Genomic DNA, 24987 nt, shown 5'->3' on the forward strand with positions numbered 1-24987 from the left:
CGGCCCGGCTGCGGCGCCGGGTCGCGGCCGGCGCGGCGAGCCTGGCCACGGTCGGCGCCTGCCTGGCGGCCGCGCTGGTCGTGGCCCCCGACGGCACGACGCCCCCGGATCCGCCACCACCGGTCGCGCCGGCGCCTTCCCCCACGGAGGTCCTGCCTGACGGGCTCCGGGTGGTGGGGCCCGGCGAGCAGGTGGAGGTGGCCGACCAGGTGTCGATCTCGCTGTCGCCCGACGAGAACTACCGGCTCACGGTCTCCAGCTTCGTTCCCGGGTCGCCGGGGACGACGAGGGACGACGGATACGAGCCGGGGACCTCCCGGCTGACGCTCTCGGCCGCGCACTGGACCGTGAACGGGCGGGATCTCTACCACGGCTTCTGGCGGTCCGCCGCCCCGCCCGACCGTGTGGTCGTCACGATGGGCGACCGGGAGTACGACGCCACGGTGCTCACTCTGCCGGGCGATCCCGGCTGGGGCGTGTACGTCCTCGACGCGACCGATCTCGAGGCCGCGTGGTCGGTCCGGATCACCGCCCGCGACGCGGACGACGCCCCCTTCGCCTCCGCCAGCCTCCTCACCGGCCCCTGACCGGCGCCGTCCGAGCCGGCGGCGGCACGGTCAGGCGTCACCACCGGCGAGCCGGAGCATCGTGCCCGCCGTCAGGGCCGTGCGGTCGGGGATGTCGGAGACCCGCACGTACTCGTGCCTGGCGTGGGCGCCGTCGCCCGTCGCGCCCATCCCGCACAGCACCGGACGGCCGAGCGCCGCCACGAAGTTGGCGTCGCTGCCGCCGCCGACGAACAGTTCGGCCAGCGGCCCGCGGATGGCGGTCGCGACCTCGTCGGCCACTGCGAACAACCGGCGGCCGGCGGGACCCGGGCGCATCACCGGACGGTTCCAGCCGCCGTCGACGGTGAGCGTGATCCGCGGGTCGGGCGCCGCGAGCGCCGCCAGCACGTCGTCGATCCGCGCGCTCTCCTCCTCGCTGTCCACCCGGACGTCCACCAGGCAGCTCGCCTCGCCCGCGATCACGTTGCGCGCCGTGCCGCCGCTGATCTGGCCGACGTTGACCGTCGTCCCGCGCTCCGGGTCGGCGGCCGCCACCAGCCGCTGGACGACGTCCGCCATGCCGTGGACCGCGCTCGCGCCCTTGGTCGGGTCGAGGCCGGCGTGCGCCTCGACGCCCGTCGTCGTGAGGGCGAAGATGCCGACGCCCTTGCGCCCGGCCTTGACGCCCCACTCGCCGCCCGGTTCGAGGACCAACGTGGCCAGGGCCTCGTCCGTCGCCCGCTCGACGCGCGGCCTGGACACCACGCTGCCGGTCTCCTCGTCGCCGTTGAAGACGAACCGGACGGTGGGCCTCGGCAGTTCGAGCTCGCGCAGCGCCCGCAGCGCCCAGATCCCCTGCGCCAGGCCGGCCTTCATGTCGAACACGCCGGGCCCCGAGGCCCGCCCGTCGACGACGGTGAACGGCCAGCCGGCGGCCGTGCCGGCCGGCCACACCGTGTCGTAGTGCCCGACGACGGTGACGACCCCGGCGCCCGGATCGCCCGCGTACTCGACCTCGAGCACGTCGCCGAGCTCCGGCTCCCGGTGCCTGACCAGGTGGTCGGGGCGGCCGAGGCGGTCGTGGAGCAGTTCGGTCAGCAGGTCGGCGGCGGCGTCGAGGAGGGCCTTGTCCTCGCTCGGCGACTCGGCCTCGACGAGCCGCCGCAGGTCGGCGAGGTGGTCGTCGAGCCGCCGCGGGTCGCGGCACCAGTCGGCGATACGGGAGAGGGCGGGGTCAGCGGCGGGTGCTGGCATGGTGGTTCGTTTCTCCGGTGGTTCGTGACGTGCGGGTGTCTCGTGGAGCGGCAAGGGGTCAGGGGGTCGGCGCGCCGGGCCCGAACGGGATGCCGAGCGCGTACCAGCCGAGGAAGAGCACCGTCCAGACCGCCAGCATCGAGAGGGACACCGGCAGCGTCAGCGACATCAACGTGCCGATCCCGGCCCGCGGTCGGTAGCGCCGGACGAAGCCGAGGCAGAGGACGAAGTACGGGCTCATCGGCGTGATGGCGTTGGTGCAGGAGTCGGCGATCCGGAACAGCGCCCAGGTGGTCTCGGGCGCGACGTCGAGCAGCATCAGCATCGGCACGAACACCGGCCCGATCAGCGCCCACATGGCGGAACCGCTGGTCAGCACCAGGTTCATGACGCTGACGACGAGGATCACGCCGACGAAGATCAGGGTGAGCGGGACGCCCGAGGAGTCCAGCAGCCGGGCGCCGCTGATGGCCATCACCTCGCCGATGCCGGTCCACTTGAAGTAGGCGAGGAACTGCGAGATCGCGAAGAACAGCACCAGGATCGGGGCCAGTTCGCGCAGCCCCTGCGCCATCAGGTCCGGGACGTCCTTGGGTTCGCGGACCGCGCCGACCGCCCGCCCGTAGGCGACGCCGGTGGCGAGGAAGAGGAGGGAGAGGAAGACGGCGACGTTGTGCACCAGCGGCGAGTCGATGACGGCGCCGTGCTCGCCGCGCAGCGGGGAGCCGGCCGGCAGCGCGGCGGCCGCGATGGCGACGACGAGCGCGAGCGCCGTGTAGCCGGCGCCGCGCAGGCCGCGGCGCTCGTCGGCGCTGAGCGAGAGGTCGGGCAGCTCGTCCTCGCCGCCGTCGTGGCCCTCCGGCTCGTCGTCGGCCGCCTCGTCGTCGGCCGCCATCTGCGCGACCCGGCGGCTGAGCAGTGTCTCGGCTACCAGCGTGACGACCAGCGCCAGGATCACGGACGAGGCGAGCGAGAAGAAGTAGTTGGCGACCGGGGTGACGGCGTAGTCGGGGTCGATGGTGCCGGCCGCGGCCGTGGTGAGGGCGGCCAGGGTGGCGTCGGACGGGGTGACGAGCGGGCTCGCCGCGTGCCCGCCGGAGACCGAGACGAAGGCGACCACCGCGCCGAGCACCGGGCTGCGGCCGATGGAGCGGTAGGCGATGGCGCCCAGCGGGATCATGACGACGAACGCCGCGTCGGAGGCGACGTGGGCGATCATGCCGGTGAAGGCGATCATGAACGTGACGGCCCGGACCGGCACCCTGGCGAGCGCGGCGCGCAGCATGGCGGTGAGCAGCCCGGCCTTGTCGGCGACGGAGACGCCGAGCATCACGACGAGGACGACGCCGAGCGGCGGGAAGGCCGCGTAGTTCTCGATCAGGCCGTCGAGCATCGTCGTGACGCCCTCGTCCGAGACCAGGCTCCGGACGGCGACGGTCGCGCCGTCCGTGGGCGACTCGGCGGAGACGCCGGCGGCGTTGAGCGCCCAGCTCAGCACGAGCAGGAAGCCGCTGAGTATCACGAAGAGCCAGAAGGGATGGGGCAGTCGGTTGCCCGCCCGCTCGATGACGCCGAGCACGCGCAGGGTGATCGCCACCGAGCCCGTGGGACGGTCGACCGCAGTCCTGGTGTCCACCTCGGTCCCTCTCTCGTCCGTTGTTCAACCACTTTTCCGCATGACGCACGGCCTGCGTGGTGTATTGCGCCAACATAAGAAGCCATCGCGGTTGAATGTGTCAATGGATACGCATCGCGCGGCTGTTTCTTCCGTGTAACTTCCGGACGATGGCCGGGTGAAGGCCGCCGCCGACTAGGATCGGCGGCATGCCAACGGCCACCGTCACCACCCGGCGGTCATCGAAGCGCCCGGAGGAGCGGTTGCTCGATGACGTCGACCTCGATCTGGTCGCCGCGCTCCAGATCGCGCCCCGCACCCCGGTCAACGCCCTCGCCGAGGTGCTGGACAGCTCGCCGAGCACCATCGCGCGCCGCCTCGGCCGGCTGCGCACGGAGCGGCTGCTCCGCGTCGTCGGCCGCCTCGACTGGCCGTTGATCACCACGGAGAACCCGCGCCAGGTGTGGATCAACTGCGTGCCGGGACGGTCGGCCGAGGTGGCGCGCCACATCCTCGAACTGGCCGAGGTGCAGACGCTGTTGTTGACCACGGGCAAGGCGGACATCTACTGCACGGTCTACCCGCTGCTCGGCACCGACATCTTCGACCTGCTCACCAACCGGCTGCCCGGCATCCCTGGCATCGTCTCGACCGAGTCCCAACTGGTGCTCCGCGCCCACACCATGGGCCAGAGCTGGCGGCTGCACCGGCTCGGCGCCGAGCAGGCGGCGCGGCTCGGCGAGCACGCGGTGCGGGTCACCGGGGAGCGGCTCACCTCGCCCGAGCAGCTGTCCGAACTGGAGCGCAGCGCGCTCGAACTGATGGCGGCCAACGGCCGGATCTCGGCGGCCGACATCGCGCGCGAGCTCGGCGTCAGCCGCTCGACTGCCTACCGCACCTCCCAGCACCTGCTGGAGTGCGGCGCGCTCTGGCCCCGGGTGGAGATCGAGCCGACGCTGCTCGGCTACCCGCTGAACGCCCTGATGTCGCTGACGGTGCTGCCGCAGGCCATCCCTGGGCTGCTCGACACCCTGGGCGGCCATCCGTCGGCCCGCTACGTCTCGATGGTGGCCGGCTCCTCGTCGATGATCCACTACGGGGTCTACCGGGACGAGGAGGACCTGGCGCACTTCATCACCAACGACCTCGGCGCCTCGCCCGGCATCACCGAGGTCGACACGTGCGTCGGGGTGCGGGTGCTGCGCCGCCACTGGACCGAGCGGGACGGCGTGCGGCTCGGTCCGCGCCTCGACGGCTTCCTGCGCCGCGGCTGACGCCCCCGCACGAAAGCGGCATGAAAAATGGCCCGGTGGCGGCTTTCACCGCCACCGGGCCACGACCTGGGCCTGCGAGGTGGGCTCCCTGCGCCGGCATTACCCGGTTCAGGTTGTGGAGGTCGCCTCCAGCCCTCGTTCTCGACCTTCGGCCTCTCAGTCCGTTCCTTCGATCCTCATCCTGCTCGAGTCTCTCCGGTTCGAACTCCCTCGCTCGCCCCACAGGCACTTTCTAGGCTAATCCACCACATACCGGGCGTCAAACGCCGCCCGCTCCGCCGCCGCCCTGGCCTTCTCCGCCGAAGACCACCCGGAACACCCGCCGGGCGACGGCCTCCGCGTCCTGGTCCGGATCCCGCGACTCGGCCAGCGCCCCGTCCAGCCAGAGGCTGGCGAAGCCGTGGGCGGCCGACCAGGCCGCCAGCGTGAGCGCCCGGTCCTCCGCGCCGGGAAGGTGGGACGACAGGCTCCGCGCGCCGGCGGCGAGCACGGCTCCGGCGCGGTCGCGCGCGGCCACCAGCGCCGGGTCGTCGCCCCGGTAGAGCTCGGTCCTGAACATCACCGTGAAGTGCGCGCGATGCCGCACGGCGAACCGCACATAGGCGACCCCGACCTCCCGGAACTCGCCGTCCGCCGCCTCCACCTCCGCCTCCAGTTCGTCCGCGAACAGCCGGTAGCCCTCGGCGGCCACGGCGGTCAGCAGCCCCGTCTTGTCGCCGAAGTGGTGCACCGGCGCGGTGTGCGAGACGCCGGCCCGCCTGGCCAGCGCGCGCAGGCTCCAGCCGGTGGGCCCCGACTCGTCGATCGCCTCCAGCGCCGCGTCCATGACGGCGCGGCGCAGGTTGCCGTGGTGGTAGCTCCCCTGACGGATCCGCCCCACCTCCCTCAGCTCTTGGAATCTTTCCATTGACAAGTTCGCCCGGGTGGGTCACGCTCGACCCACCAGATCTTACCAATGGAAAGATGAGGGCAGTCGGATGGCGCCGTTCCTCTTCCTGCTCGGCGGGACCGCCGTGCTCAGGCTCCTCGGCCTCGTCGGTGTCGACGCGCTCGACGCCTGGCAGCCAGCGGTGCGCGGCGGGCTCGCGCTGATGTTCCTGGTCACGGGCCTGGCCCACTTCGTGCCGCCCAAGCGCGGCGAGCTGGTCGCGATGGTCCCGCCGCGCCTGCCCCGCGCCGAACTGCTGGTCACGGTGACCGGCGTCCTGGAGCTCATCGGCGCCGCCGGCCTCCTGGTCCCGGCGGTCGCCTCGGCCGCCGCCGTCGCCCTGGCGCTGCTGATGCTCGCCATGTTGCCCGCGAACGTCTCGGCGGCGCGCCGCGGCCTCCCGGTCACCCCGCTCCCGACCCGGATCGTCCTCCACACCGTCTTCGTCGGCGCCGCCGTCGCCGCCGCGCTCTGAGCGCGCTCCGCGAGACGCTCCGCGCCGTCAGACGGTCTCCGTCCTGGCGAACTGCGCGGCCTGGATGCCGTACATCTCCGCGTACCGGCCGCCGCGCCGCAGCAGTTCCTCCGGGCTGCCGGACTCCACCAACCGCCCCTGGTGCAACACGTGCACCAGATCGGCGTCCCGCACCGAGGCCATCCGGTGCGTGATCAGCACCACCGTCCGGCCGGCGTCGCCCAGCTCCCTGATCCGGGCGAAGACCTCCTGCTCGGCCCGGGCGTCCAGCGCCGCCGTCGGCTCGTCGACGATGAGGATCGGCGCGTCCCGGTAGGCGGCGCGGGCGATGCCGAGCTTCTGCCACTGGCCGCCGGAGAGCTGGTGGCCGCGCTGGAACACCCGGGACAGCAGCGTCCCCCAGCCGTGCGGGAGCCCCGCGACGACGTCCCCGGCGCCGGCCTGCTCGGCCGCCCGCCCCAACCGCTCCTCGGTGATCGACGCCTCCGCCCGCCCCACCGCCACGTTGACCCGCGCCGTGAACGGCCACCGGTAGAAGTCCTGCCCGACCACCGCGAACCGGGAGAACAGCTGCTGCCGGTCCGCCGCCGCGATGTCCTGCCCGCCCAGCCTGATCCGGCCCGACTGCGGCTGGTAGAGACCGCAGAGCAGCTTGATCAGCGTGGACTTGCCCGAGCCGTTCTCCCCCACCAGCGCCGTCACCCGCCCCGTCGGGATGGACAGCGACACGTCGTCGAGCGCGGGCGCGCCCTCCGTTCCAGGGAAGGCGAACGTCACGCCCTCCACCTCGATGCTCTCCGGTCGCTCGGGCAGCGGGGCGCCGCCGGTGGGGATCTCACGACCGGCCGACTTCTCCACGATCTGATGCAGATCGGTCACGAACAGGCTGTCCTCGTGCATGGAGTTGACCTGGGCGACCAGGTTGTCCAGCGACGCCGAGCCGGTGCGGATCGCTACCACGGCCGCGCCCGCCGCGGCGACCTCCATCCCGCCCGACCAGAGCAGGCCGCCGAGCACCAGATAGGTGGCCAGCGCCGTGAGCCCGGTCAGCACCGAAGCGCCCAGGTTCGTCGCGGCCGCCTCCCTGGCCAGCCGCGCCTGCTCGCCCTCGTACGCCTGCGACATGGCCCTGAAGTGCCGCAACAGGAAGGGCCCCACCCCGTGCACCCGCACCTCGGCCGCCGCGTCCGACTCGATGATCAGCCGCGACACGGTGTGCGCGGCCCGCGAGTGCTGCACCCACTCCTGGTACGACTGGTACCGCCGCCGCGCGATCGTCAGGGCGGACCAGGCGCTCGGCAACGTCATCAGCAACAGCATCGGCATCAACGCCGGATGCAGCACCGCCAACACCCCGGCCGCCGCCACCAGCGACAGCAGCGCCGCGATCACCCGGGTGCCGTGCCCGATCATCCGCCGCGCCGACGAGGCGCCGAACTGCGCCGACTCCAGCAGCTTGTGGAACGCGTGGTCCTCGATCGCCGCGAGCTCGACCCGCAACGTCCGCTCCAGATACCGCTCCTGGGCGTGCCGCTCCACCTTCGGCTGCAACGTGCCGTCCGCGTACGTCGACACCGCCCGCGCCACCGCGCCGACCGCCCCCACCACCGTCATCAACGCGATCGCGGGGATCGCGTCCCGCAGCCCCTCGGTGATGTCGGCCGGCGCCAACAAGGCCACCAGCACGGCCTGCACGCTGAGCAGCATCACCGCCTGGGCGATCCCCCGCACCGTCTCCGCCACGGCCACCGCCCGCGTCGACCACGGATCGGCGGCCCAGGCCAACCGCACGCTCATCGCCAACATCTGCGGCAGCCGCACCAGCGTGCGGCGCAACGTCAGCTCCACCATGGCGTTGTCGTGCCGCGACCACCCCTTGTCGTACCGCAACCGCCCACCGAACAGCAGCCACTCCGACTCGGTGACGAACTCCTCCCGCTCCCCCTTGCCCCCGGCTCCCCGCAACCCGCCCCAGGCACGCACCATCCGACCACCACCTCTGCTCGAACGCAACGCGCCCATGCCATCACCTCGCGTGACGCCGCCGCACCCGAATATCCGGCCCAACCGAACAAATCCGGCCAGGCCCCTGGTCCTACCCCAGGGGGATCGGCCCGACGGGCCCGCCGGCGATCGCGTCCCGGCAGGCGAGGCAGTCGACGTCGGCGCACCGCGTGAGGGACGGCTCGTTCTCGATGGCGGCCACCGCGGCGTCGAGCACGGGCCCGGCCCGGTAGGCGGCCCACCCGGAGGCACCGACCGTGGTGGTCCCGGCCAGCCCCTTCAGGTGTGGCTCGAACTGGGGGAACCCCTCCGAGCAGGAGCCGACCTCCACCGTCATCACCCGGCCGTCCGCCCCGAGCGCCCAACGGACGAAGAGCCGCCGCCCCGCCCGGTGCTCGGCCAGGTGGAGCAGCGTCATCCGGTTGAGCCCGACGCCCACCAGCAGCACGACACCGTCGTGCTCGACCAGCTTCCGCAGCGGGGCGTAGACGTCGGTGGGGCTCTGTGTCGCGACCAGCTCGTCGGCCAACGCCCCGACCGCCGCGAAGGAGTCGAGCGGATGCCGGCCACGCCTGGCCCCCGCCCGCGCTATCAGGGTGGCCGGCAGCGCGCCCAGGCTCGCGTTGATGAGACCGCAGTCGACCGTGTAGGGCGGACCGCTCGACGCGGGCTCGGCGGCCCAGGGCAGCCGCGCGTACTCCACGCCGTTCCTGGCCGGACGCACCGAGACCGGCGGATCCACCCGGAACTGCGGCTCACTGAACGACGGGACGAGCACGGTGCAGCCACGGGACAGCAACGCGTCCAGCAGCCCGTCGGCACCCGACGCGACGGACGCCCCGAACGACCGCAGCGAGACGTGCGCCAGCACGGGCCTCCCCGCGATCCCCAACGCGTCGATACCCGCCTCGAGCTCGTTGACGCTGACCGTCACCGTGGGTCCCCTTGCCGTCCCGGCATCCCGACGTCCGCCATCCTCGCGGCCGATCCCCCACGGGGCAACGGACGCGTGGCGTCATCGATCACACGAGGTGATCCACGTCGACGATCCCCCGCCTCCTGCACATGTGCTCTGACCAGCAAGGCGGCGCCGGGCATCGCCCGAATGGGCTCTTCCTCTTCTGTCGCGGGCGATGTCCGGGAGAATGGAGTACGGTCAGGCGCGTATCCGATGGGGGTGGAAGGAGGCACGCGGTGTCGTACGAACCGAAACTCGCCGCAGCTCTTTCCGGGGCCACACTGCGCCAGCTCTCTCACTGGCGTCGGGCCACAGGCCCCAAAGGCGCGGTCCTCGTGCCCGAGATTTCCAGCGAGCGCCCCATCCTGTACTCCTTCCGGGACGTCGTGGCGCTCCGCATCTGCGTGCGGCTGCGACAGGAGACGTCGCTGCAAAAGATCCGCCGTGCACTGAACACCCTCCGGGAAGACCTCGGCGAGCGGGAACACCTTTCCTCCTACGTCCTCGTCGCCGGCCCGGACACCATCTACCTGGCAGCGCCCGACCACGCCGTGGACCTGACCAAAGGCGGTCACGGAGTCATCCACCAGATGGTGGATGTCCTCGCGCCCTTCTACCAGGACGGCCGCAAGATCCCCGACCTGCTGGCGCCGCGAGAGCAGGTAGCCGTCGACGAGTCGGTGCGCGGCGGGGAGCCGGTCATCCAGGGCACCCGGATCCCGGCTTCGGACGTCGCGGCCCTGGTGCGGGACGGAATCCCACCAGAGCAGATCAGCGAGTTCTACCCGGGTGTGAGTGCCGAGGCCGCTCGCGACGCGGCCGACTTCACCGACTACGTCGACAGCTACGGCAGCAATGAGCCTCGGCAGGTTGTCGCTTGAAGTTGCTGCTCGACGAGAATGTCCCCCGTCCCATGGCCGAGATCGTGCGGATCCTGCTGACGAAGCACGAGGTGGTCCACGTCCATGAGCTCAAGGGCTGGGCGGGCACGAAGGACATCGAGCTTTACGCACGGGCCGAGACCGAGGGTTTCCATGTCGTCATCACCAACGACACCAAGCAGCTCAGCCGCCCGCTCGAAGTAGCGGCCATCGCGGCATCCGGGCTCCATCGCATCGAATACCGGCAGAACAACAAGCACGGTGGTCTCGTGGGGCTCGGCACGGCGATCGCCACAGTGTGCGCGGCCCTTCCCACGCGCTGTCCGACCTCGAAGCAGCCGACGGCCAGCGGCTCATCTCCCTGACGTCGATCGACCCGACCCGACAGAAACGTCTCCAGATAACGGACCCAGCCGCCGCACCGCCGAAGCACTGGCCAGGCGGGGCCGCGTCCTGAACTCTGGTCAGATGGGGGGCCTTCGCGCTGCGACACTTAACCAGCAGGCTCAGATCACCGTCGAGGGTGCGTGCTTACTCAGGTAGCTCTTGAAGGCCTTCCTGATCTCCGCCTGAAGATAGCCCGCCTGCGGTGAGTTGGGGACCACATCCGGCTCGAAGCCCCCCTTTCGAGCATCGAGGTAACGAACGATGCTCGATGACCTGGTGTTGGAGACGCTCTTCATCTGTCATGGCTCGCGTGGCGATGACCAGCGTTCCTCGCTTGCGCGATGCCCCGTACTCGACGAAGCTAAGCACGCTGCGGTCCACGACCTCGTATCGAGCCGCTGCAGCGGCCGGGCTCGCGGCATGGGGGGCATCTCCGCGGCGCTGTGGGCGGCGACGGAGGATCTTCTCCTCAGGCACTCCCCCGGCGATCGCCGCGTCGACTTCGTCGAGAACCCAGCTCAGGGCGGTGTCCTGCAGCGCTTCGCGGAGTTGCTGCTCCACGCGGCGCAGTTCGAACTAGTTCATGTCTCCCTCATAGTCAGAAGTCTCCGCCTCTGGCAGCCAGTCGGTCCGCGGCTGCCCTCCGGGGCCATGTTCGAGGAAGCGCGGTCCATCGAACTGAAGCCGGAGTGCCTCCAGCGGCAGGGCGGGCTTCCGGAACGGCGGCTCCGCCTTCGAATCGGACCCCCTCGGCGCCAGCAGGTCCCCAGGTGCGTCCGTGTGCGGGGTCGGTCCACCGGATACCTGCGCTGACGTGCCCCGTAGCGGTCCGCTGCCTGCAGTTGATCGCGCCCGCTCCGTGTCCCGGCCGGGTGCTCCAACGCATCTGACAGTTCCTTGGCAGCTGTCGGTGTCGTGTGGTTATTCTTGACGCGGGCAAGGAGCTCGGGATCGGACCTGGGCCACCGCTGAACTCTTCGAGGCACGGAGCGTCGGAACGCGCCCTCGCCACCACCTCCCAACCATCCATCTGCATCGTCGGCACGCCCACCATCGGTTGCTGCTGACTGAAAGGTGCTCCCATGACCATCTACTCCCAGCATCCGAGCCGGGGGAAGACCCAGATCCTGGCGACCTACCGAAGCTCGACGGGCATCACTTCGTCGACCGTCACAAGCCTCGCCGATCCGGCCCTGGCCACGACGATCGTCGACGCGCTGAACCGCGTCTCCGCCGCCGCCACAGTGCCGGTCAGTGTGTACGACCGCCGCGGCCGCGACTTCAAGCACTACCCCCAGAAACACCTGGCCGCTTTGAACGACCGAAGTGCCCGTGCCGAACTGCTCAACGGCGCGCACAGCCTCTGGTACGAACTTGCCGTCCTGCGGCTTCACCAAGCCCTGGCCGATCTGGACAACGCCCTGGCCGCGGCTCCCCCGCCGGTCCGGATCGCTGTCGACGCGGAGCTGGTGACCGAGGAGAGGGAACTGCGTGCCGCACTCGCCGAGTACCAGGAGGACGTCGAGCCCCCGGACACGGACAGCCCGCGACACTGGGACTTCGACTCCCCGTTCGTTGCCTTCGAAGAGGGGCGAGACGACCTCGGCGACGAGACCCGCGAGGGCTTGGACCGGCTTGAGACGAAGCTCACGCGCGGACAACTTGAGGCGTCCGTTGCCGACTTGCGCCTCCTCATCACCGCATACGCGCAGTACCACGGCGAGTCAGCGACGCTGGAGACCGAATCCCTGGCGATCTTCCACGAACCGTTTGACTCGGACGGGTACTTCATGACCGTCGACACACCGAGTCGCGAGACCCGAGGCAGCGTCTGGCAGATCGACATCAGCCGCTGGGAACCAGACGACCCCGAGGACGCCGAATGCGGCAGTGCCACCGGCCAAACCCTCGTCACATACACGCGTTCGATGCCACCCACCGCCTCCGAAATCGCTGATCTGCTCCACCGCGTCGAGAAGGAGCCCAAGCTACTCGTCGCCTGGGCCCACGCTCCCGTCGGAGCGGACCTCGCTGGAACGGACTTCACCGCCACCAAGTGACGCGACACCTGACAGCAACTCACCCGCAACAGCACCGCGGTCGACATCTGTCAACCGACCGACGGTTTCGGCCGGACCTCAGTCGAGCTGATCCGGCCAGAACCACGCGAGCTGACTCCGCGAAACTCGGGACATATCACTAGTACACGTACTGGAGGGCTGCCGCCGCAAGCGAGCCAGTGCCGCTACGTCCATGGCCAGGATCACCGCGAGACGCACGGCCGACACCTGCTCTGAGTCAATGGGGCATCGACGAAGCACCAGAGGCTGCGGTAGCCCAGGGTAGCCGGATTGAATGTCGGCTCCCAGATGGCTCCCGAGAGCGCTCCGGGAACAAGTCAGGGGCCCGACCCGCTGTGCGGATCAGGCCCCTGACCTGTTGTTTCACCGTCGGGGTGGCGGGATTTGAACCCACGACCTCTTCGTCCCGAACGAAGCGCGCTGCCAAGCTGCGCCACACCCCGGTACAACGGGGACTACTCTAGCCGACCGCTCGTCGTACGGGAAATCAGGTTTCGCGGGGGGTCAAGGTCAGGAGGGTGGCCTCCGGTGGGCAGGCGAAGCGGACCGGGGTGTAGCGGTTGGTGCCGCAGCCGGCGGAGACGTGGAGGTAGGCGGTGTGGCCCGGGGTCTCGTGGGTGGAGAGGCCCTTGACGCGGCCCGGGTCCAGGTCGCAGTTGGTGACCAGGGCGCCGTAGAAGGGGACGCAGAGCTGGCCGCCGTGGGTGTGGCCGGCGAGGATCAGGGGGTAGCCGTCCGCGGCGAAGGAGTCGAGGACGCGCAGGTAGGGGGCGTGCGCCACGGCCAGGGCGAGGTCGGCGTCGCGGTCCGGGCCGCCGGCGACCTCCGCGTAGCGGTCGCGGCGGATGTGGGGGTCGTCGAGGCCGGTGAGGGCGATCTCGGCGCCGGCGGCCTTGATCCGGCCGCGGGCGTTGGTGAGGTTGGCCCAGCCGGCGGCGTCGAACGCGTCGCGGAGCTCCCACCAGGGGTTGCGCGGCACGTCGCGGGCGGGCGCGTTGCCGTTGAGGCCGTGCCGGCCCGTGGCGCGCTCGGCGAGGTAGCGGGCCGGGTTGCGCAGCTTCGGGGCGTAGTAGTCGTTGGAACCGAAGACGTAGGCGCCGGGGAACTCGAGCAGCGGGCCGAGCGCGTCCAGGACCTCGGGGACGCCCTGGGGGTCGGAGAGGTTGTCCCCGGTGTTGATCACGAAGTCGGGCCGCAGGCCGGCCAGCGACTGGAGCCAGCGGCGCTTCTTGTCCTGTCCCGACACCATGTGGATGTCGGAGACCTGCAGTAACCGCAGCGGGGGCATCCCCGGGCGCAGCACGGGAACGGTGACGCGGCGCAGGCGGAAGGATCGGGCCTCGTAGCCGGCGGCGTAGGCGACCGTGGCGGCGGAGAGCGCGGTCACCGCGAGCGCGGCTTGGAGGGGGACGCGGTATCGGGCACGCATGGGGCCCATCGTGTCACGGCTGTCACAATGGCTCGCATGACCACCTTCAAGTCCCGACTGCAAGACGACCTCACAGCGGCGATCAAGGAGCGGGACGAGCTGCGCTCGGCCACGCTGCGGTTGACCCTGTCGGCGATCGGCTATGAGGAGGTGGCCGGCAAGACGGCGCGCGAGCTCTCCGACGAGGAGGTGCGGAAGGTCGTGGCGCGGGAGGCGAAGAAGCGGCGCGAGGCGGCCGAGGCGTTCGAGAGCGGTGGGCGGCCCGAGCAGGCCGCGCGGGAGCGGGCCGAGGGCGAGGTACTGGCCGAGTACCTGCCGCAGCAGCTGAGCGACGACGAGCTGGCCGCGCTGGTCGCGGAGGCGGTGGCCGAGGCGAAGGCGGGCGGTGCCGAGGGGCCGCGGGCGATGGGTGCCGTGATGAAGATCGTGAACCCGAAGGTCGCCGGCCGGGCCGAGGGCGGCCGGGTGGCGGCGGCGGTCAAGAGCGCCCTGGCGAGCTGACCCGGGCTACGCCCGCGGCCATGGCCGCGGCGGTCATGGCGAAGAGCGCCACGAAGGCCGCGGCCAGCCGGGTCTGCGCCTTCCGCTGCGCCCAGTACTCGGGCTCGGTGAGGACGACGCGGGCTCCGTCGCTGTTCCACGGGGCGTAGGAGTAGCCGTCGCCGACCTCCTGGATGGAGTAGAGCACGGGCAACGGGCCCACCGCCACGCAGAGCACGCTCCAGAGCAGCAGCCCGCCGGCGGCCCAGGCGAGGGGGCGGGGCACCGCCCACGGGGCGCCGGTGATCCGTTCGTCGCGGCCGCCGGCCCTCGCGAACGAGAGGGTCGCGGCGCCGAACGCCAGCAGGGTCAGGACCGCGAGGACCGGCACGGTGCCCGGTGGCGCCAGCGGGGCCCCGGGGAGCAGCGCGAGCGCCATCACCAGGACACAGAGGCCACAGAGGGTCAGGGCGGGCGCGAGGCGTGTCAGTTCGCGAGATGACATCCAGTCCTCCGTTTCCTCTCAGAACGACGGAACGGGCGGCCCCGAAGGGCCGCCCGTTCGGCGTTGGTCGGCAGGTCAGTCGCGGTTGCCGCGGCCGCCTCCGTTGCCGTTGCCCCAGGTGTCGGGCCATTCGATGTCCGGGAAGTCGGGGATGTCCGGGATGCCGACGTCGCCGCCGGAGTCGCCGCCACCGCCGCCGTTGTTCCCGTTGCCGTTGCCGTTGCCGCCGTTGTCGTTGTCGCGGTCGTCGTCGCGGTCACGATCCCGGTCGCGGTCCCGGTCACGGTCGTCGTCGGCGCGGGGGACGTCGATCTCGTTGAACTGGGTGGACGTCACGCCCTCCAGCGCGCCGATCATCGCCTGGCGCCAGATCGGGCCCGCCACTCCGGCACCGCTGGCGCGCTCGAAGTACTGGCCGCCGATGGTGATGTTCTCCATCGGGATCAGTTCGTTGAGGCCGCCGACCCGGACGGCAGTGGCGATCTGCGGGGTGTAGCCGACGAACCACACGTTCTTGCGCTCGTCCGTGGTGCCGGTCTTGCCGGCGTTGTCGCGGTCGGTCAGGCCGACCGCCGCGCCGGTGCCGTCCTCCAGGACGCCGCCCAGCATCTCGTTGATGGTGTCGGCGGTGCTCGCGGACATCACCGGGGAGCACTCGGACTCGGGGATCTCGATCTCCTCGCCGTCCGCGTTGGTCACCGCGGTGATCGCGATCGGAGTGCAGTAGGTGCCGCGGTTGGCGAACGTCGCGTAGGCGTTGGCCATCATCAGCGGTGAGGTCTCGTGGGCACCGAGCGTGGCGGCGGCGTCGGCGGGAATCGGCTCACCGTTGCCGAGCGTGACGCCCAGGCTGCCGGCCATCCCGATGGTGTCGCACAGGCCCGCCTGCTGTTCGAGGAGGGCGAAGTACGTGTTGATCGACTCGCCGAGGGCCGCCGTCATGTCCCACTCGCCCTGCTCGTCCTCGCGCTCGTTGTTCACCTCCCACTGGTCACTGCCGGTGGGCCGGTTCTCGCAGTCCCGGAAATCCGACTTGTCGAGGACGACCTGGTTGTCGGTCTCGTAGGTCTGGGCGGGCGAGATGCCGTTCTCCAGCGCTGCGGCCGCCGTGAACGGCTTGAAGGTGGAGCCGGTCTGGAAGCCGTTCGCCGGGCCGCCCATGGCGGCGGGCACGTTGAGGTTGATCGCCGTCTGGTTCTGCTCGGCATCGACGCCGTAGGGTCGGCTCTGCGCCATCGAGAGGATGTGGCCCGTGCCGGGCTGCACCTGGACGACGGAGGCGGCGATCGGGTCGGTCTCGTTGGCGCCCTCCCGCGCGGCCTGCGCGGCGGCGGCCTGGGCCTGCGGGTCGAGGGTGGTCTGGACGGTGAGGCCGCCGAGCCGCCAGAGGGCCATGCGGTCGTCGTCGCTCTCACCGAAGGCCGGGTTGCTCAGGATCTCCTGGCGGACGTAGTCGCAGAAGAAGCCGGAGTCGTCGACCGCGGTGGTGCAGCCGGTGCGCGGTTCGCTGATGTCGAGGCCGAGTTCCTGCTCGGCCGCCGCGTCCGCCTCCTCCTGCGTGATCTCGTCGTTGTCGACCATCCGCTGGAGGACGGTGTTGCGCCGGTTGAGGGCGGTCTCCGGGTTGAGCGTCGGGTCGTAGGTGGACGGCGACTGCACCAGGCCGGCGAGCAGCGCGGCCTCGTGGAGTTCGAGTTCGGCGGCCGGCTTGGAGAAGTAGCGCTCCGCGGCGGCCTCGACGCCGTACGCCTGCTGCCCGAAGTACGTGATGTTGAGGTAGTTCTCCAGGATCTCGTCCTTGGTGAGCTCCTGCTCGAGCTGGATCGCGTACTTCATCTCGCGGATCTTGCGGCCGAGGCCGGCGGCGCCCGACTGCTGGGTGGCCTCGGCGATCAGCTCCTGGTCGTCGCCCGCGGCCTCGACGAAGACGTTCTTCACGTACTGCTGGGTGAGCGTGGAGGCGCCCTGCTCGACCGAGCCCGAGCCGAGGTTGGTGCTGATGGCGCGGATGATGCCCTGCATGTCGATGGCGCCGTGCTCGTAGAACCTGGCGTCCTCGATGGCGACGACGGCCTGCGGGACCGCGCCCATCCGGTCGAGCTCGACGACCGTGCGGTTCCGGAAGGAGACCTCGGCGATCGTGTTGCCCTCCGCGTCCAGGATGGTGGACGTCTGGCTGAGCGGGGGCCGCTCCATCTCGGCGGGGATCTCGTCGAAACCCTCCATGGTGCCACGCGCCGCGAGGCCGAGCGCGCCCACCGCGGGGAGCGCGAGACCCGCGAGCACCGCCCCGGACAACACGCTCACCCCGAGGAATCTGGCGATCTGCTCCGCCGCGTTCTGCCCGCCGCGCGGTCGCTTACTACCCATGAGGGGCAGCCTACGTTCTCGAACGCCGGACAGGGAGCGGACGTTCCCTCTAGGCTGGCCGAAAGCCGTCCCTGCGGGGTCGCCGCCCGCTTCACTCTTTCGGGTGAACCTGCACGTCGCGTAGTCCGAACGGGCCATCGAAGATGGGGCTCGTCGGGGGTGTTGGGCCGCGGCGTGACTTCCGTAACGTCCTCCACTGGCGAGGCGAGGGAGCCCGGCCGAGGTCCGGCCCTGGGTCGCTCGCCGCCGTGGTCGCGTCGTGAGGGAGGGCGTCACCGGCATGAGCGGTACGAGTGATGGGGACGGCGGTTGGAGCGCGCGGGCGGCGTGCCGCAGGGCGGATCCGGACGAGCTGTTCGTCCAGGGCGCGGCGCAGAATCGCGCCAAGGCCGTGTGCCTGGGGTGCCCGGTCCGTACCGAGTGCCTGGCGGACGCGCTCGACAACCGCGTGGAGTTCGGCGTCTGGGGCGGCATGACCGAGCGGGAGCGGCGCGCGCTGCTGCGCCGGCGGCCCATGGTGACGTCCTGGCGGCGGCTGCTCGAGACGGCGCGGAGCGAGTACGAGCGCGGGGACCGGGTCGGCGGGGTCGGGCGGGACGTGCTGGCGCGGGTCAGCTGAGCGGCGTCGGCCGAGTGGCGTCAGCGCAGTGGTTCGGCGCCGTCGGCCTGGCTCAGCCGGTCGCCGATGGCGCGCAGCCCGGCGAGGTCGTGCACGTCGTCGGGGAGCGCAGGCACCTCCACGATCGGCACCCTGGGGTGGACGGCGGTGAAGCGGGCGCGGGTCCGTTCCTCGCGGGTCAGTTGGCGCATCCGTTCGGCGTGCACGCGCAGCAGGCCGGCGGCGGCCCGGTCGGCCTCGGAGGCCAGGTCGGCCGAGGTGGCTGAGTCGGCCTCCGGGGCCGACTCCAGCGTCTCGGCGGCGGCGAGGGCGCGTTCGGCGCTCAGGTGGGCGCCGTCCGAGGTGTGCACGCGGTTGAGCACCAGGCCGGCCAGCGGCATCCGCTCGGCGGCCAGCCGCTCCACGAAGTAGGCGGCCTCGCGCAGCGCGTCCCGCTCGGGGGCGGCCACGACGAGGAAGGCGGTGCCCGGCGCCTGGAGCAGCCGGTAGGTGGCGTCGGCGCGGGTGCGGAAACCGCCGAACATGGTGTCCATGGCGGCGACGAAGGTCTGGACGTCGCGCAGCAGCGCGGTGCCGAGCACCTTGCCGAGGGTGCCGGTGACGAGGGAAAGCCCGGCCATGCCGAGGCTCATCACCTTCCGACCGGCCCGGCCGCCGGCCTTGGCCGGCGCCATCAGGAGGCGGATGAACCGGCCGTCGAGGAACGAGCCGAGGCGCTGCGGCGCGTCGAGGAAGTCGAGCGCCGAGCGGCTCGGTGGGGTGTCGACCACGATCAGGTCCCAGGCGTCGCGGGCGGCGAGCTGGCCGAGCTTCTCCATCGCCATGTACTCCTGGGTGCCGGCGAAGCCGGCGGAGAGCGACTGGTAGAAGGGGTTGTCCAGGATGGCCCGGGCGCGGGCGGGGTCGGCGTGCGCCTCGACGATCTCGTCGAAGGTGCGCTTCATGTCCAGCATCATGGCGGAGAGTTCGCCGCCCGCCGTGGTGTCGATCCCGGGGACGGGGCGGGGCACGTTGTCGAGTTCGGTCAGCCCCATGGACTGCGCCAGGCGGCGGGCCGGGTCGATGGTCAGCACGACGACGCGGCGGCCGCGTTCGGCGGCGCGCAGCCCGAGCGCGGCGGCGGTGGTGGTCTTGCCGACCCCACCGGAGCCGCAGCAGACGACGATCCTGGTGTCGGGGTCGTCGATCAGCGGGTCCATCTCGAGCGGTTCCGGGGAGGTGGACTCCGGTGACTTCGCCTGCGCGGCGGGCGGTGCGGCGCCCGGCGTGGCGGCCTCAGCCGGACGTGGCGCGGGAGCTGCCGTGGCGGACGTCAACGGCCGCCCGGCGAAGCGCGTCGCGGGACGCGGGCCCGACGGCGCGGCTGTGTGTGCTGCGGGCACGGCCGAAGGCACGGCACACGGCAGCCGGCTCGGCGTCGCAGGCGCCGGCGCCTCGGCGCCGCCCTCCGCGGCGGGGCCGCCCTGCGTCGCGGGCGTGGGCGGACGGATCGCCGGCGGCAGCGGGGTCGGCGCGGGTGGGTGAGGGGATCGCATGGTCACCAGTCCTGGGCGCGCAGGAGGCGGGCTAGGCGGTAGAGGCCGGCGAGGTCGACGCCGTCCGGGAGGAGGGGGAGTTCGCGGACGGGGAGGTCGAGGCGGGCCAGTTCGGCGCGTTGGGTGGCTTCGAGGGCGAGCCGGGTGGCGTGCTCCCGGCCCTGGGAGAGCAGGGGGGCGGTCAGCGCCTCGGCGTCCCGCAGGCCGGCCCTGGTCAGGGCGGCGGCGAGGTCGGTCGGGGTGGGGTGCGACGTGACGTCGGTCGAGTCGAGGGCCGGGCGGACCATGTTGACGACCGTGCCGCCCACCGGGAGGTCGGCGGCGCGGAGTTCGGCCACGCCGTCGGCCGTCTCCTGGACCGGCATCTCCTCCAGCAGCGTCACCAGGTGCACCGCCGTCTCGGCGGACTTCAGCACCCGCATGACCGCCTGCGCCTGGTGGTGGATGGGCCCCACCCTGGCCAGGCCCGCCACCTCGTCGTTGACGGCGAGGAAGCGGGTGACGCGGCCGGTCGGCGGGGCGTCCATGACGACGGCGTCGTAGGCCCAGCCGCCGTCCGGGCCGCGGCGCCGCACCGCCTCGCAGACCTTGCCGGTGAGCAGGACGTCGCGCAGCCCGGGCGCGACGGTCGTCGCGAAGTCGATCGCGCCGATCCGGCGGAGCGCCCGGCCCGCGCCGCCCAGCTTGTAGAACATCTGGAGGTAGTCGAGCAGCGCCCGCTCCGCGTCGATGGCGAGGGCGAACACCTCGCCGCCGCCGGGGCCGATGGCGATCCGCCGCTCCTCGTAGGGGAGCGCCTCGGTCTCGAAGACCTGGGCGATGCCCTGTCGGCCCTCGACCTCGACCAGCAGCGTCCGCCGCCCCTCCTCGGCCAGGGCGAGCGCGAGCGCGGCGGCGACGGTCGTCTTGCCGGTGCCGCCCTTGCCGCTGACCACGTGCAGTCTGCGTACTGAGCTCACACCAGCGAGCCTAAGCGACGGCGGAACCGCTCCCTCCGGCGAGGGAGTCGACGGAGCCGGCGGCGTCGAGGGGGACGAGGGACTCGATCGCGCGGGCCACGCTGGCGGCGCCGTGCCCCTGGGCGGCCTGCCGCTCGTAGAGGTCGAGCAGTGGCGCCAACAGCCGGTCGTCGAGGCCGCGTTCGCGGCCGGCGGTGAGGATGGCGGCCAGTCCCCAGCGGTTGATGTCGATGGTCGAGGTGTCGGTGGTGTAGTCGCGGGAGTCGATGTCGTGGGCGAACTCCGGGAGCGTGGCGACCGCCGAGGTGAGCCAGCGCACCATGGGCACGGTGATCTCGGCGGCGGTGATGCCGGCCGTCCCGGCCAGGGCCAGGCCGTGGAAGAAGCCGCCGAACATGCCGTACATCGCGCTGAGCACGGCCATGTCCTGGACGGAGGCGAGCGTCGGGTCCGTGCCGACGTGGACGCCTTCGCCGAGCGCCGGGTCCAGTGCCTCGCGGGCGGCGTCGAACGCCTCCTGAGAGCCGCTGTAGAGGACGAACGCCTCGGGGGTGCCGATCGTCCGGGGCACCGCGTAGACCGCGCCGTCGAGGTAGCGGGCGCCGTGCCCGGTGGCCCAGGCGGCCAACTCCCGGACGGGCTCAGGGGTGCCGGACGTGATGTTCACCAGGGTGCGGCCGGCGAGCGCGTCGGCGGCCGGCGCGAGGGTGGCGGCGGCCGCGTCGTAGTCGAGGACGCAGACGACGACCAGCGGGCTGGCGGCCACCGCCTCGGCGACCGTCGTGGCGCGGCGGGCGCCCCGCGCCACCAGGGCGTCGGCGCGGGCGGCGGTGCGGTTCCAGACCGTGGTGGGGTGGCCGCGGTCGAGCAGGGCCGCGGCGAGCGCCGACCCGAGGTTGCCGAGGCCGATGACGGTGACGGGGGTGGGGGTGGGGTCGGGCGTCGTGTGGTTCATGCCGCGTTCCTTCGGTGCGATGGTGGGTTCTCGGCCCACCGTGCGGGAGCGGGCTGTCGGCCCCCTGTCGGAACGCTGCCGGGGCGCTGCCAGAACCCCGCCAGTAGTACGATGATTATCAAACTAAGGAGTGGATCGAGAGATGAGCGTTCTACGGCCCGAACTCCGCGACCTGATCGCGTCGGGGCCCATGGCGCACCTGAGCACGATCAACGCCGACGGCAGCCCGCAGGTGTCGGTGGTCTGGATCGGCCTGGACGGCGACGAGCTCGTCAGCGGGCACCTGGCCTGGTACGCGAAGCTGCGCAACATCGAGCGGGACCCGCGGGTGGTGCTGTCCTTCGACGCGCCGCGGGTGCCCGGCGTCTTCCTCAACGAGTACGCCACGCTGCGGGCCAGCGCCACCGTCGAGTCGAGCGACGAGGCGTGGGACCTGCTCGACCGGCTGGCCAAGGTGTACATGGCACCGGACGCCGAGTTCCCGGCGCCCAGGAGCCCCGGCTACGTCGTGCGGTACCGGATCGAACGGGTCGGCGGCGTCGGGCCCTGGGCCTCCACGGCCCGCTGAGCCCGGGTGCCGGGGCGCGGGCGCGGGCGCGGGCGCGGGTTATCGTGGCCGGATGCGATTCGGGGTCCTCGGCCCGCTGGCGCTCTGGGCGCCGGACGGCACGCCGGTGCGGATTCCGGAGCGGAAGTCCCGCACCGTGCTGGCCCGGCTGCTGGTCCTGCCCGGCCGGCCGGTCGGCGTGGACCGGCTGGTGGAGTGCGTCTGGGGCGCCGAGCCGCCGCACCATCCCCGAGGCGCCCTACAGGGCAAGATCTCGCGGCTGCGCCGGGCGCTCGACGCGGCCGAGCCGAACGGCCGCCGGCTGCTGACGTCCGGGCCCGCCGGCTACGCGCTCGACGTCCCGCCGCGGGAGACCGACGCGGGCCGGTTCGCCGAGCTCACCGCGGCCGCCCGCGCGGCGGCCGGCCCCCGGGAGCGAGCCGAACTGCTCGGCGAGGCACTGCGGTTGTGGCGCGGCGAGGCGTTCGCGGAGTTCGCCGACGCGGGGTTCGCCCGCGCCGCCGTCGACCGGCTGGCCGAGGAACGGCTCACCGCCCGGGAGGAGTTGGCAGAGGCGCGCCTGGAGTTGGGCGAACACCTGGCGCTGGCCGCCGAGTTGGCCGAATCGGTGGCGCGGCATCCGACGCGGGAGCGGCTGCGCGGCCTGCAGTTGCGGGCGCTGCACCGGGCCGGCCGGCAGGGCGAGGCGCTGGCCGGCTACCGGGAGTTGCGGCGGGCGCTGGCCACCGAACTCGGCCTCGACCCGGGCCCCGAGCTGACGGCGCTGCACGAGGCGATCCTGCGCGCCGAGCCGGAGCCGGCACCGGCGCCAGGCCCGGACGCGGGCGGCGCCCGGCCGGTGGTGCGGCTGCCGGCGCCGGTCGCCGGGTTGATCGGCCGGGACGACGATCTGGCGGGCGTCGGTGCGCTGTTGGCCGGCGCGGGGCGGGCGCGGCTGGTCACGCTCGTCGGTCCGGGCGGAGTCGGCAAGTCGCGGCTCGCGGTCGAGGTGGCGCGCGGCGTCGCCGGCTCGTTCCCCGACGGCGTCCGGCTGGTCGAGCTGGCCGGCACGGAGCCGGCAGGATGCGACGACGAGGCGCTCTGCGCGTTGGCCGACACGCTGCTCGTGGCGCTCGGCATCCGCGACGCGGAGGGTTCTGCCGCGACCAGCGCCGGCGCTGGTGTGGACCGGCTGGCGGCCGCGCTCCGCGACCGCCGCCTGCTGCTGGTGCTCGACAACTGCGAGCACCTGACGGCCGAGGCCGCCGCCCTCGCCGAGGCGCTGCTGCGCGCCGTGCCAGGACTGCGGATCCTGGCCACCAGCCGCGAGCCGCTCGGCATCGGCGGCGAACGGCTGTGGCGCGTCGAGCCGTTGACGCCGCCGCCGGCCGAGGCGGCGGACTGGCCGGCCGCGGTGGCGGCGTCGAGCGCGGCCCGGCTGTTCCTGGAGCGGGCGGCCGGCACCCCGAGTGCGCTCGGGCCGGACGACGCCCGGGCCGTGGCGGTGATCTGCCGGCGGCTCGACGGCCTGCCGCTCGCCCTCGAACTGGCCGCCTCGCGGGCCAGGACGCTGGGCCTGCACGGCTTGGTCGCCCGCCTCGACGACCGGTTCGCGGTGCTGACCAACGGCTACCGGGACGCGCCGCCCAGGCAGCGCACGCTGCGCGCCGTGCTCGACTGGAGCTGGGAGCCGCTGGGCGAAGCCGAACGCGCGGTGCTGCGCCGGCTGTCGGTCGCCGTCGACGGCTGCGGTCCCGAGGCTGCCGCCGCGATCTGCGGCAGGGACGGAGAGGGGGAGGGGGACGGGAACGGCGTCGAACCGGCCGCCGTGCTCGATCTGTTGGGCCGGCTGGTCGACCGGTCCCTGGTGGTGCTCGACGACCGTCCCGAGGGGCCGCGGTACCGGCTGCTCGAGTCGGTGCGGGAGTACGCCGCCGAGCGGCTGCGGGCGGCCGGCGAGGAGCCGGCCACGCACCGCGGGTACGTGCGGTACCACCGCGCGCTGGCCGAGCGCGCGGCGCCCGCGCTGCGCGGCCGGCGGCAACGGCGGTGGCTGGCCGGTCTTGACGCGGAGGCCGGCAACCTGCGCCGGGCGGTCGACCTGGCGACGGCGCCTGGCGCGCCGCCCGGTGAGGCGCTGCGGCTGGTGAACGCGCTCGCCTGGTACTGGGTGGTGAGCGGCCGCTACGGCGAGGCGCGCCGCGCGCTGGCCAGGGCCGTCGCGGGCGCCGGCCAGCGGGAGGCGGCGCCGGCCGCCCTGGCGACCGTCTGGGGGCACGGCATCGCGCTGCTCCAGGGCGACGCCGAGGCGGGAGGGACGACCAAGGTCGACGCGGCGCTGCGGGCGTTGGACGGCGACCCGCCGGCCCGCGCCACGGCCCGCTGGTTCCTGGCCTTCGCGGGGCTCGGCGCCGCCGCGGTGGCCGAAGGGATGGGGGCCCCGCCCAGCGTTAGCTGGGGGAGGCTCGCCGGCCTGGCGGCGGCCGACTTCGCGGCGCTCGACGACCGGTGGGGCGAGGCCGCGGCGCGCGCCGTGCTGGCCAGGCACGCGCTGGCCCGCGGCGACCTGGCGGCGACCGGGCTGCACGCGGAGTGGGCCGACCTGGCCTTCCGGGAGCTCGGGGACGACTGGAGCCGGGCGGGCGCCGTCTTCCCGCTCGCCGCGCTGGCCGAGATCGCCGGGGACCACCGGCGGGCGGCCGCGCTGCACGCCGAGGGGCTGCGCGCGGCCGAGGAGTTGGGCCGGTGGACGGCGGCCGTGCACCGGCTGACCGGCCTCGGCCGGATCGCCCTGCTGACCGGCGACCTCGCGGGCGCCGAGGCACACCACCTGCGGGCGCTGGCGCTCGCCACCGCGCACGGCTTCCGGCAGGGCCAGTGGGGCGCCGAGCTGGGCCTGGCGCTCGGCGCCCGCCGGGCCGGCGCGTTGGCGGCGGCCGAGGCGCGGCTCGTCGGCCTGCTCGACTGGTTCAGGGCGGCCGACTACGGCCCGGCGCTCACCCTGGTGCTCGCCGAGCTCGGCTATGTCGCCGAGCTGCGCGGCGACCCGGCGACCGCCCGCGAACGCCAGCTGGCCGGCCTCGTGGAGGCGCGGCGGCTCGGGGATCCGCGGGCCGTGGCGCTGGCGTTCGAGGGGCTGGCGGGCGCGCTGGCGCTGGCCGGCGAGCCGGGCCAGGCCGCCAC

The 24987-nt window shown here is 72.9% G+C and carries 20 protein-coding genes, 1 tRNA gene and 1 pseudogene; 10 read left to right on the forward strand and 12 right to left on the reverse strand.

All coding sequences use genetic code 11. The features are described from left to right. Positions 1–587 (forward strand): annotated as a pseudogene (locus tag ACYVPE_RS33300) (hypothetical protein); the annotation flags it as partial. A 30-nt stretch (positions 588–617) separates the two neighbouring features. Here the strand turns inward: ACYVPE_RS33300 and ACYVPE_RS33305 are convergent. After that, the gene (locus ACYVPE_RS33305) at positions 618–1802 is read right to left on the reverse strand and encodes a M20 family metallopeptidase (protein ID WP_461037525.1); all 1185 of its coding nucleotides are present in this window, start codon (positions 1800–1802) and stop codon (positions 618–620) included. 58 nt (positions 1803–1860) lie between these two features. Further along, positions 1861–3438 carry an AbgT family transporter gene (locus ACYVPE_RS33310; RefSeq protein ID WP_461037526.1) on the reverse strand — a complete coding sequence of 526 codons (1578 nt, stop codon included), beginning with the start codon at positions 3436–3438 and terminating at the stop codon, positions 1861–1863. Positions 3439–3626: 188 nt separating this feature from the next. Between ACYVPE_RS33310 and ACYVPE_RS33315 the strand changes: the two genes are divergently transcribed. Next, on the forward strand, positions 3627–4691 hold the full coding sequence (locus tag ACYVPE_RS33315; protein ID WP_461037527.1) for an Lrp/AsnC family transcriptional regulator: 1065 nt from the start codon (positions 3627–3629) through the stop codon (positions 4689–4691). 259 nt (positions 4692–4950) lie between these two features. Here ACYVPE_RS33315 and ACYVPE_RS33320 read toward each other — a convergent pair whose 3' ends face one another. Next, entirely contained in the window at positions 4951–5598 is a 648-nt protein-coding gene (locus ACYVPE_RS33320) for a TetR/AcrR family transcriptional regulator (RefSeq protein WP_461037528.1), read from the reverse strand. A 70-nt stretch (positions 5599–5668) separates the two neighbouring features. On the opposite strand from ACYVPE_RS33320, the gene ACYVPE_RS33325 reads away from it, so the two are divergent. After that, the gene (locus ACYVPE_RS33325; protein WP_461037529.1) at positions 5669–6094 is read left to right on the forward strand and encodes a DoxX family protein; all 426 of its coding nucleotides are present in this window, start codon (positions 5669–5671) and stop codon (positions 6092–6094) included. Positions 6095–6121: 27 nt separating this feature from the next. Here the strand turns inward: ACYVPE_RS33325 and ACYVPE_RS33330 are convergent, their stop codons facing one another. Next, complete coding sequence (locus ACYVPE_RS33330) at positions 6122–8080, reverse strand: ABC transporter ATP-binding protein (RefSeq protein ID WP_461037530.1); 1959 nt, start codon at positions 8078–8080, stop codon at positions 6122–6124. Between the two features lie 109 nt (positions 8081–8189). Beyond that, complete coding sequence (locus ACYVPE_RS33335; RefSeq protein WP_461037531.1) at positions 8190–9032, reverse strand: AAC(3) family N-acetyltransferase; 843 nt, start codon at positions 9030–9032, stop codon at positions 8190–8192. A gap of 260 nt (positions 9033–9292) precedes the next feature. Here ACYVPE_RS33335 and ACYVPE_RS33340 point away from each other — a divergent pair, with 260 nt between their 5' ends. The 3 genes from ACYVPE_RS33340 to ACYVPE_RS33350 all read left to right on the forward strand — a co-directional run bounded on the left by ACYVPE_RS33340 (position 9293) and on the right by ACYVPE_RS33350 (position 12384). Next, complete coding sequence (locus ACYVPE_RS33340; RefSeq protein ID WP_461037532.1) at positions 9293–9937, forward strand: DUF433 domain-containing protein; 645 nt, start codon at positions 9293–9295, stop codon at positions 9935–9937. Further along, on the forward strand, positions 9934–10302 hold the full coding sequence (locus tag ACYVPE_RS33345; protein ID WP_461037533.1) for a DUF5615 family PIN-like protein: 369 nt from the start codon (positions 9934–9936) through the stop codon (positions 10300–10302). The genes ACYVPE_RS33340 and ACYVPE_RS33345 overlap by 4 nt, the downstream gene beginning before the upstream one ends. Positions 10303–11406: 1104 nt before the next feature. After that, positions 11407–12384: a hypothetical protein gene (locus ACYVPE_RS33350; RefSeq protein WP_461037534.1), complete on the forward strand. Its 978-nt coding sequence runs from the start codon at positions 11407–11409 to the stop codon at positions 12382–12384. A 390-nt stretch (positions 12385–12774) separates the two neighbouring features. Here the strand turns inward: ACYVPE_RS33350 and ACYVPE_RS33355 are convergent. Beyond that, positions 12775–12848 (reverse strand) — tRNA-Pro (locus ACYVPE_RS33355). Between the two features lie 44 nt (positions 12849–12892). Beyond that, the gene (locus ACYVPE_RS33360; protein WP_461037535.1) at positions 12893–13834 is read right to left on the reverse strand and encodes a metallophosphoesterase; all 942 of its coding nucleotides are present in this window, start codon (positions 13832–13834) and stop codon (positions 12893–12895) included. A 36-nt stretch (positions 13835–13870) separates the two neighbouring features. Between ACYVPE_RS33360 and ACYVPE_RS33365 the strand changes: the two genes are divergently transcribed. Continuing rightward, positions 13871–14335 (forward strand): GatB/YqeY domain-containing protein, encoded by a 465-nt coding sequence (locus ACYVPE_RS33365; protein ID WP_461037536.1) that lies wholly within the window; start codon positions 13871–13873, stop codon positions 14333–14335. Here ACYVPE_RS33365 and ACYVPE_RS33370 read toward each other — a convergent pair. Both ACYVPE_RS33370 and ACYVPE_RS33375 read right to left on the reverse strand, forming a co-directional pair. After that, a complete protein-coding gene (locus ACYVPE_RS33370; protein ID WP_461037537.1) occupies positions 14313–14819 on the reverse strand; it encodes a hypothetical protein in 507 nt (168 codons plus the stop codon). The two genes, ACYVPE_RS33365 and ACYVPE_RS33370, sit on opposite strands and share 23 nt — an antisense overlap. Before the next feature lie 75 nt (positions 14820–14894). Continuing rightward, positions 14895–17189 (reverse strand): transglycosylase domain-containing protein, encoded by a 2295-nt coding sequence (locus ACYVPE_RS33375; RefSeq protein WP_461037538.1) that lies wholly within the window; start codon positions 17187–17189, stop codon positions 14895–14897. 280 nt (positions 17190–17469) lie between these two features. Between ACYVPE_RS33375 and ACYVPE_RS33380 the strand changes: the two genes are divergently transcribed. Next, entirely contained in the window at positions 17470–17808 is a 339-nt protein-coding gene (locus ACYVPE_RS33380; protein ID WP_461037539.1) for a WhiB family transcriptional regulator, read from the forward strand. Positions 17809–17828: 20 nt separating this feature from the next. Here ACYVPE_RS33380 and ACYVPE_RS33385 read toward each other — a convergent pair whose 3' ends face one another. The 3 genes from ACYVPE_RS33385 to ACYVPE_RS33395 all read right to left on the reverse strand — a co-directional run bounded on the left by ACYVPE_RS33385 (position 17829) and on the right by ACYVPE_RS33395 (position 21257). Then, positions 17829–19007, reverse strand: a complete 1179-nt coding sequence (locus ACYVPE_RS33385) for an ArsA family ATPase (protein ID WP_461037540.1) — start codon at positions 19005–19007, stop codon at positions 17829–17831. Positions 19008–19345: 338 nt separating this feature from the next. Next, positions 19346–20302, reverse strand: coding sequence for an ArsA family ATPase (locus tag ACYVPE_RS33390; RefSeq protein WP_461037541.1), 957 nt, complete (start codon positions 20300–20302; stop codon positions 19346–19348). Positions 20303–20312: 10 nt separating this feature from the next. Further along, positions 20313–21257, reverse strand: a complete 945-nt coding sequence (locus tag ACYVPE_RS33395) for an NAD(P)-dependent oxidoreductase (RefSeq protein ID WP_461037542.1) — start codon at positions 21255–21257, stop codon at positions 20313–20315. 142 nt (positions 21258–21399) lie between these two features. On the opposite strand from ACYVPE_RS33395, the gene ACYVPE_RS33400 reads away from it, so the two are divergent. Both ACYVPE_RS33400 and ACYVPE_RS33405 read left to right on the forward strand, forming a co-directional pair. Beyond that, positions 21400–21825, forward strand: a complete 426-nt coding sequence (locus ACYVPE_RS33400) for a PPOX class F420-dependent oxidoreductase (protein WP_461037543.1) — start codon at positions 21400–21402, stop codon at positions 21823–21825. A 52-nt stretch (positions 21826–21877) separates the two neighbouring features. Further along, the coding region (locus ACYVPE_RS33405) for an AfsR/SARP family transcriptional regulator (protein ID WP_461037544.1) at positions 21878–24987 on the forward strand (3110 nt) is incomplete at its 3' end.

The organism is Streptomyces mayteni (genome assembly GCF_054783955.1).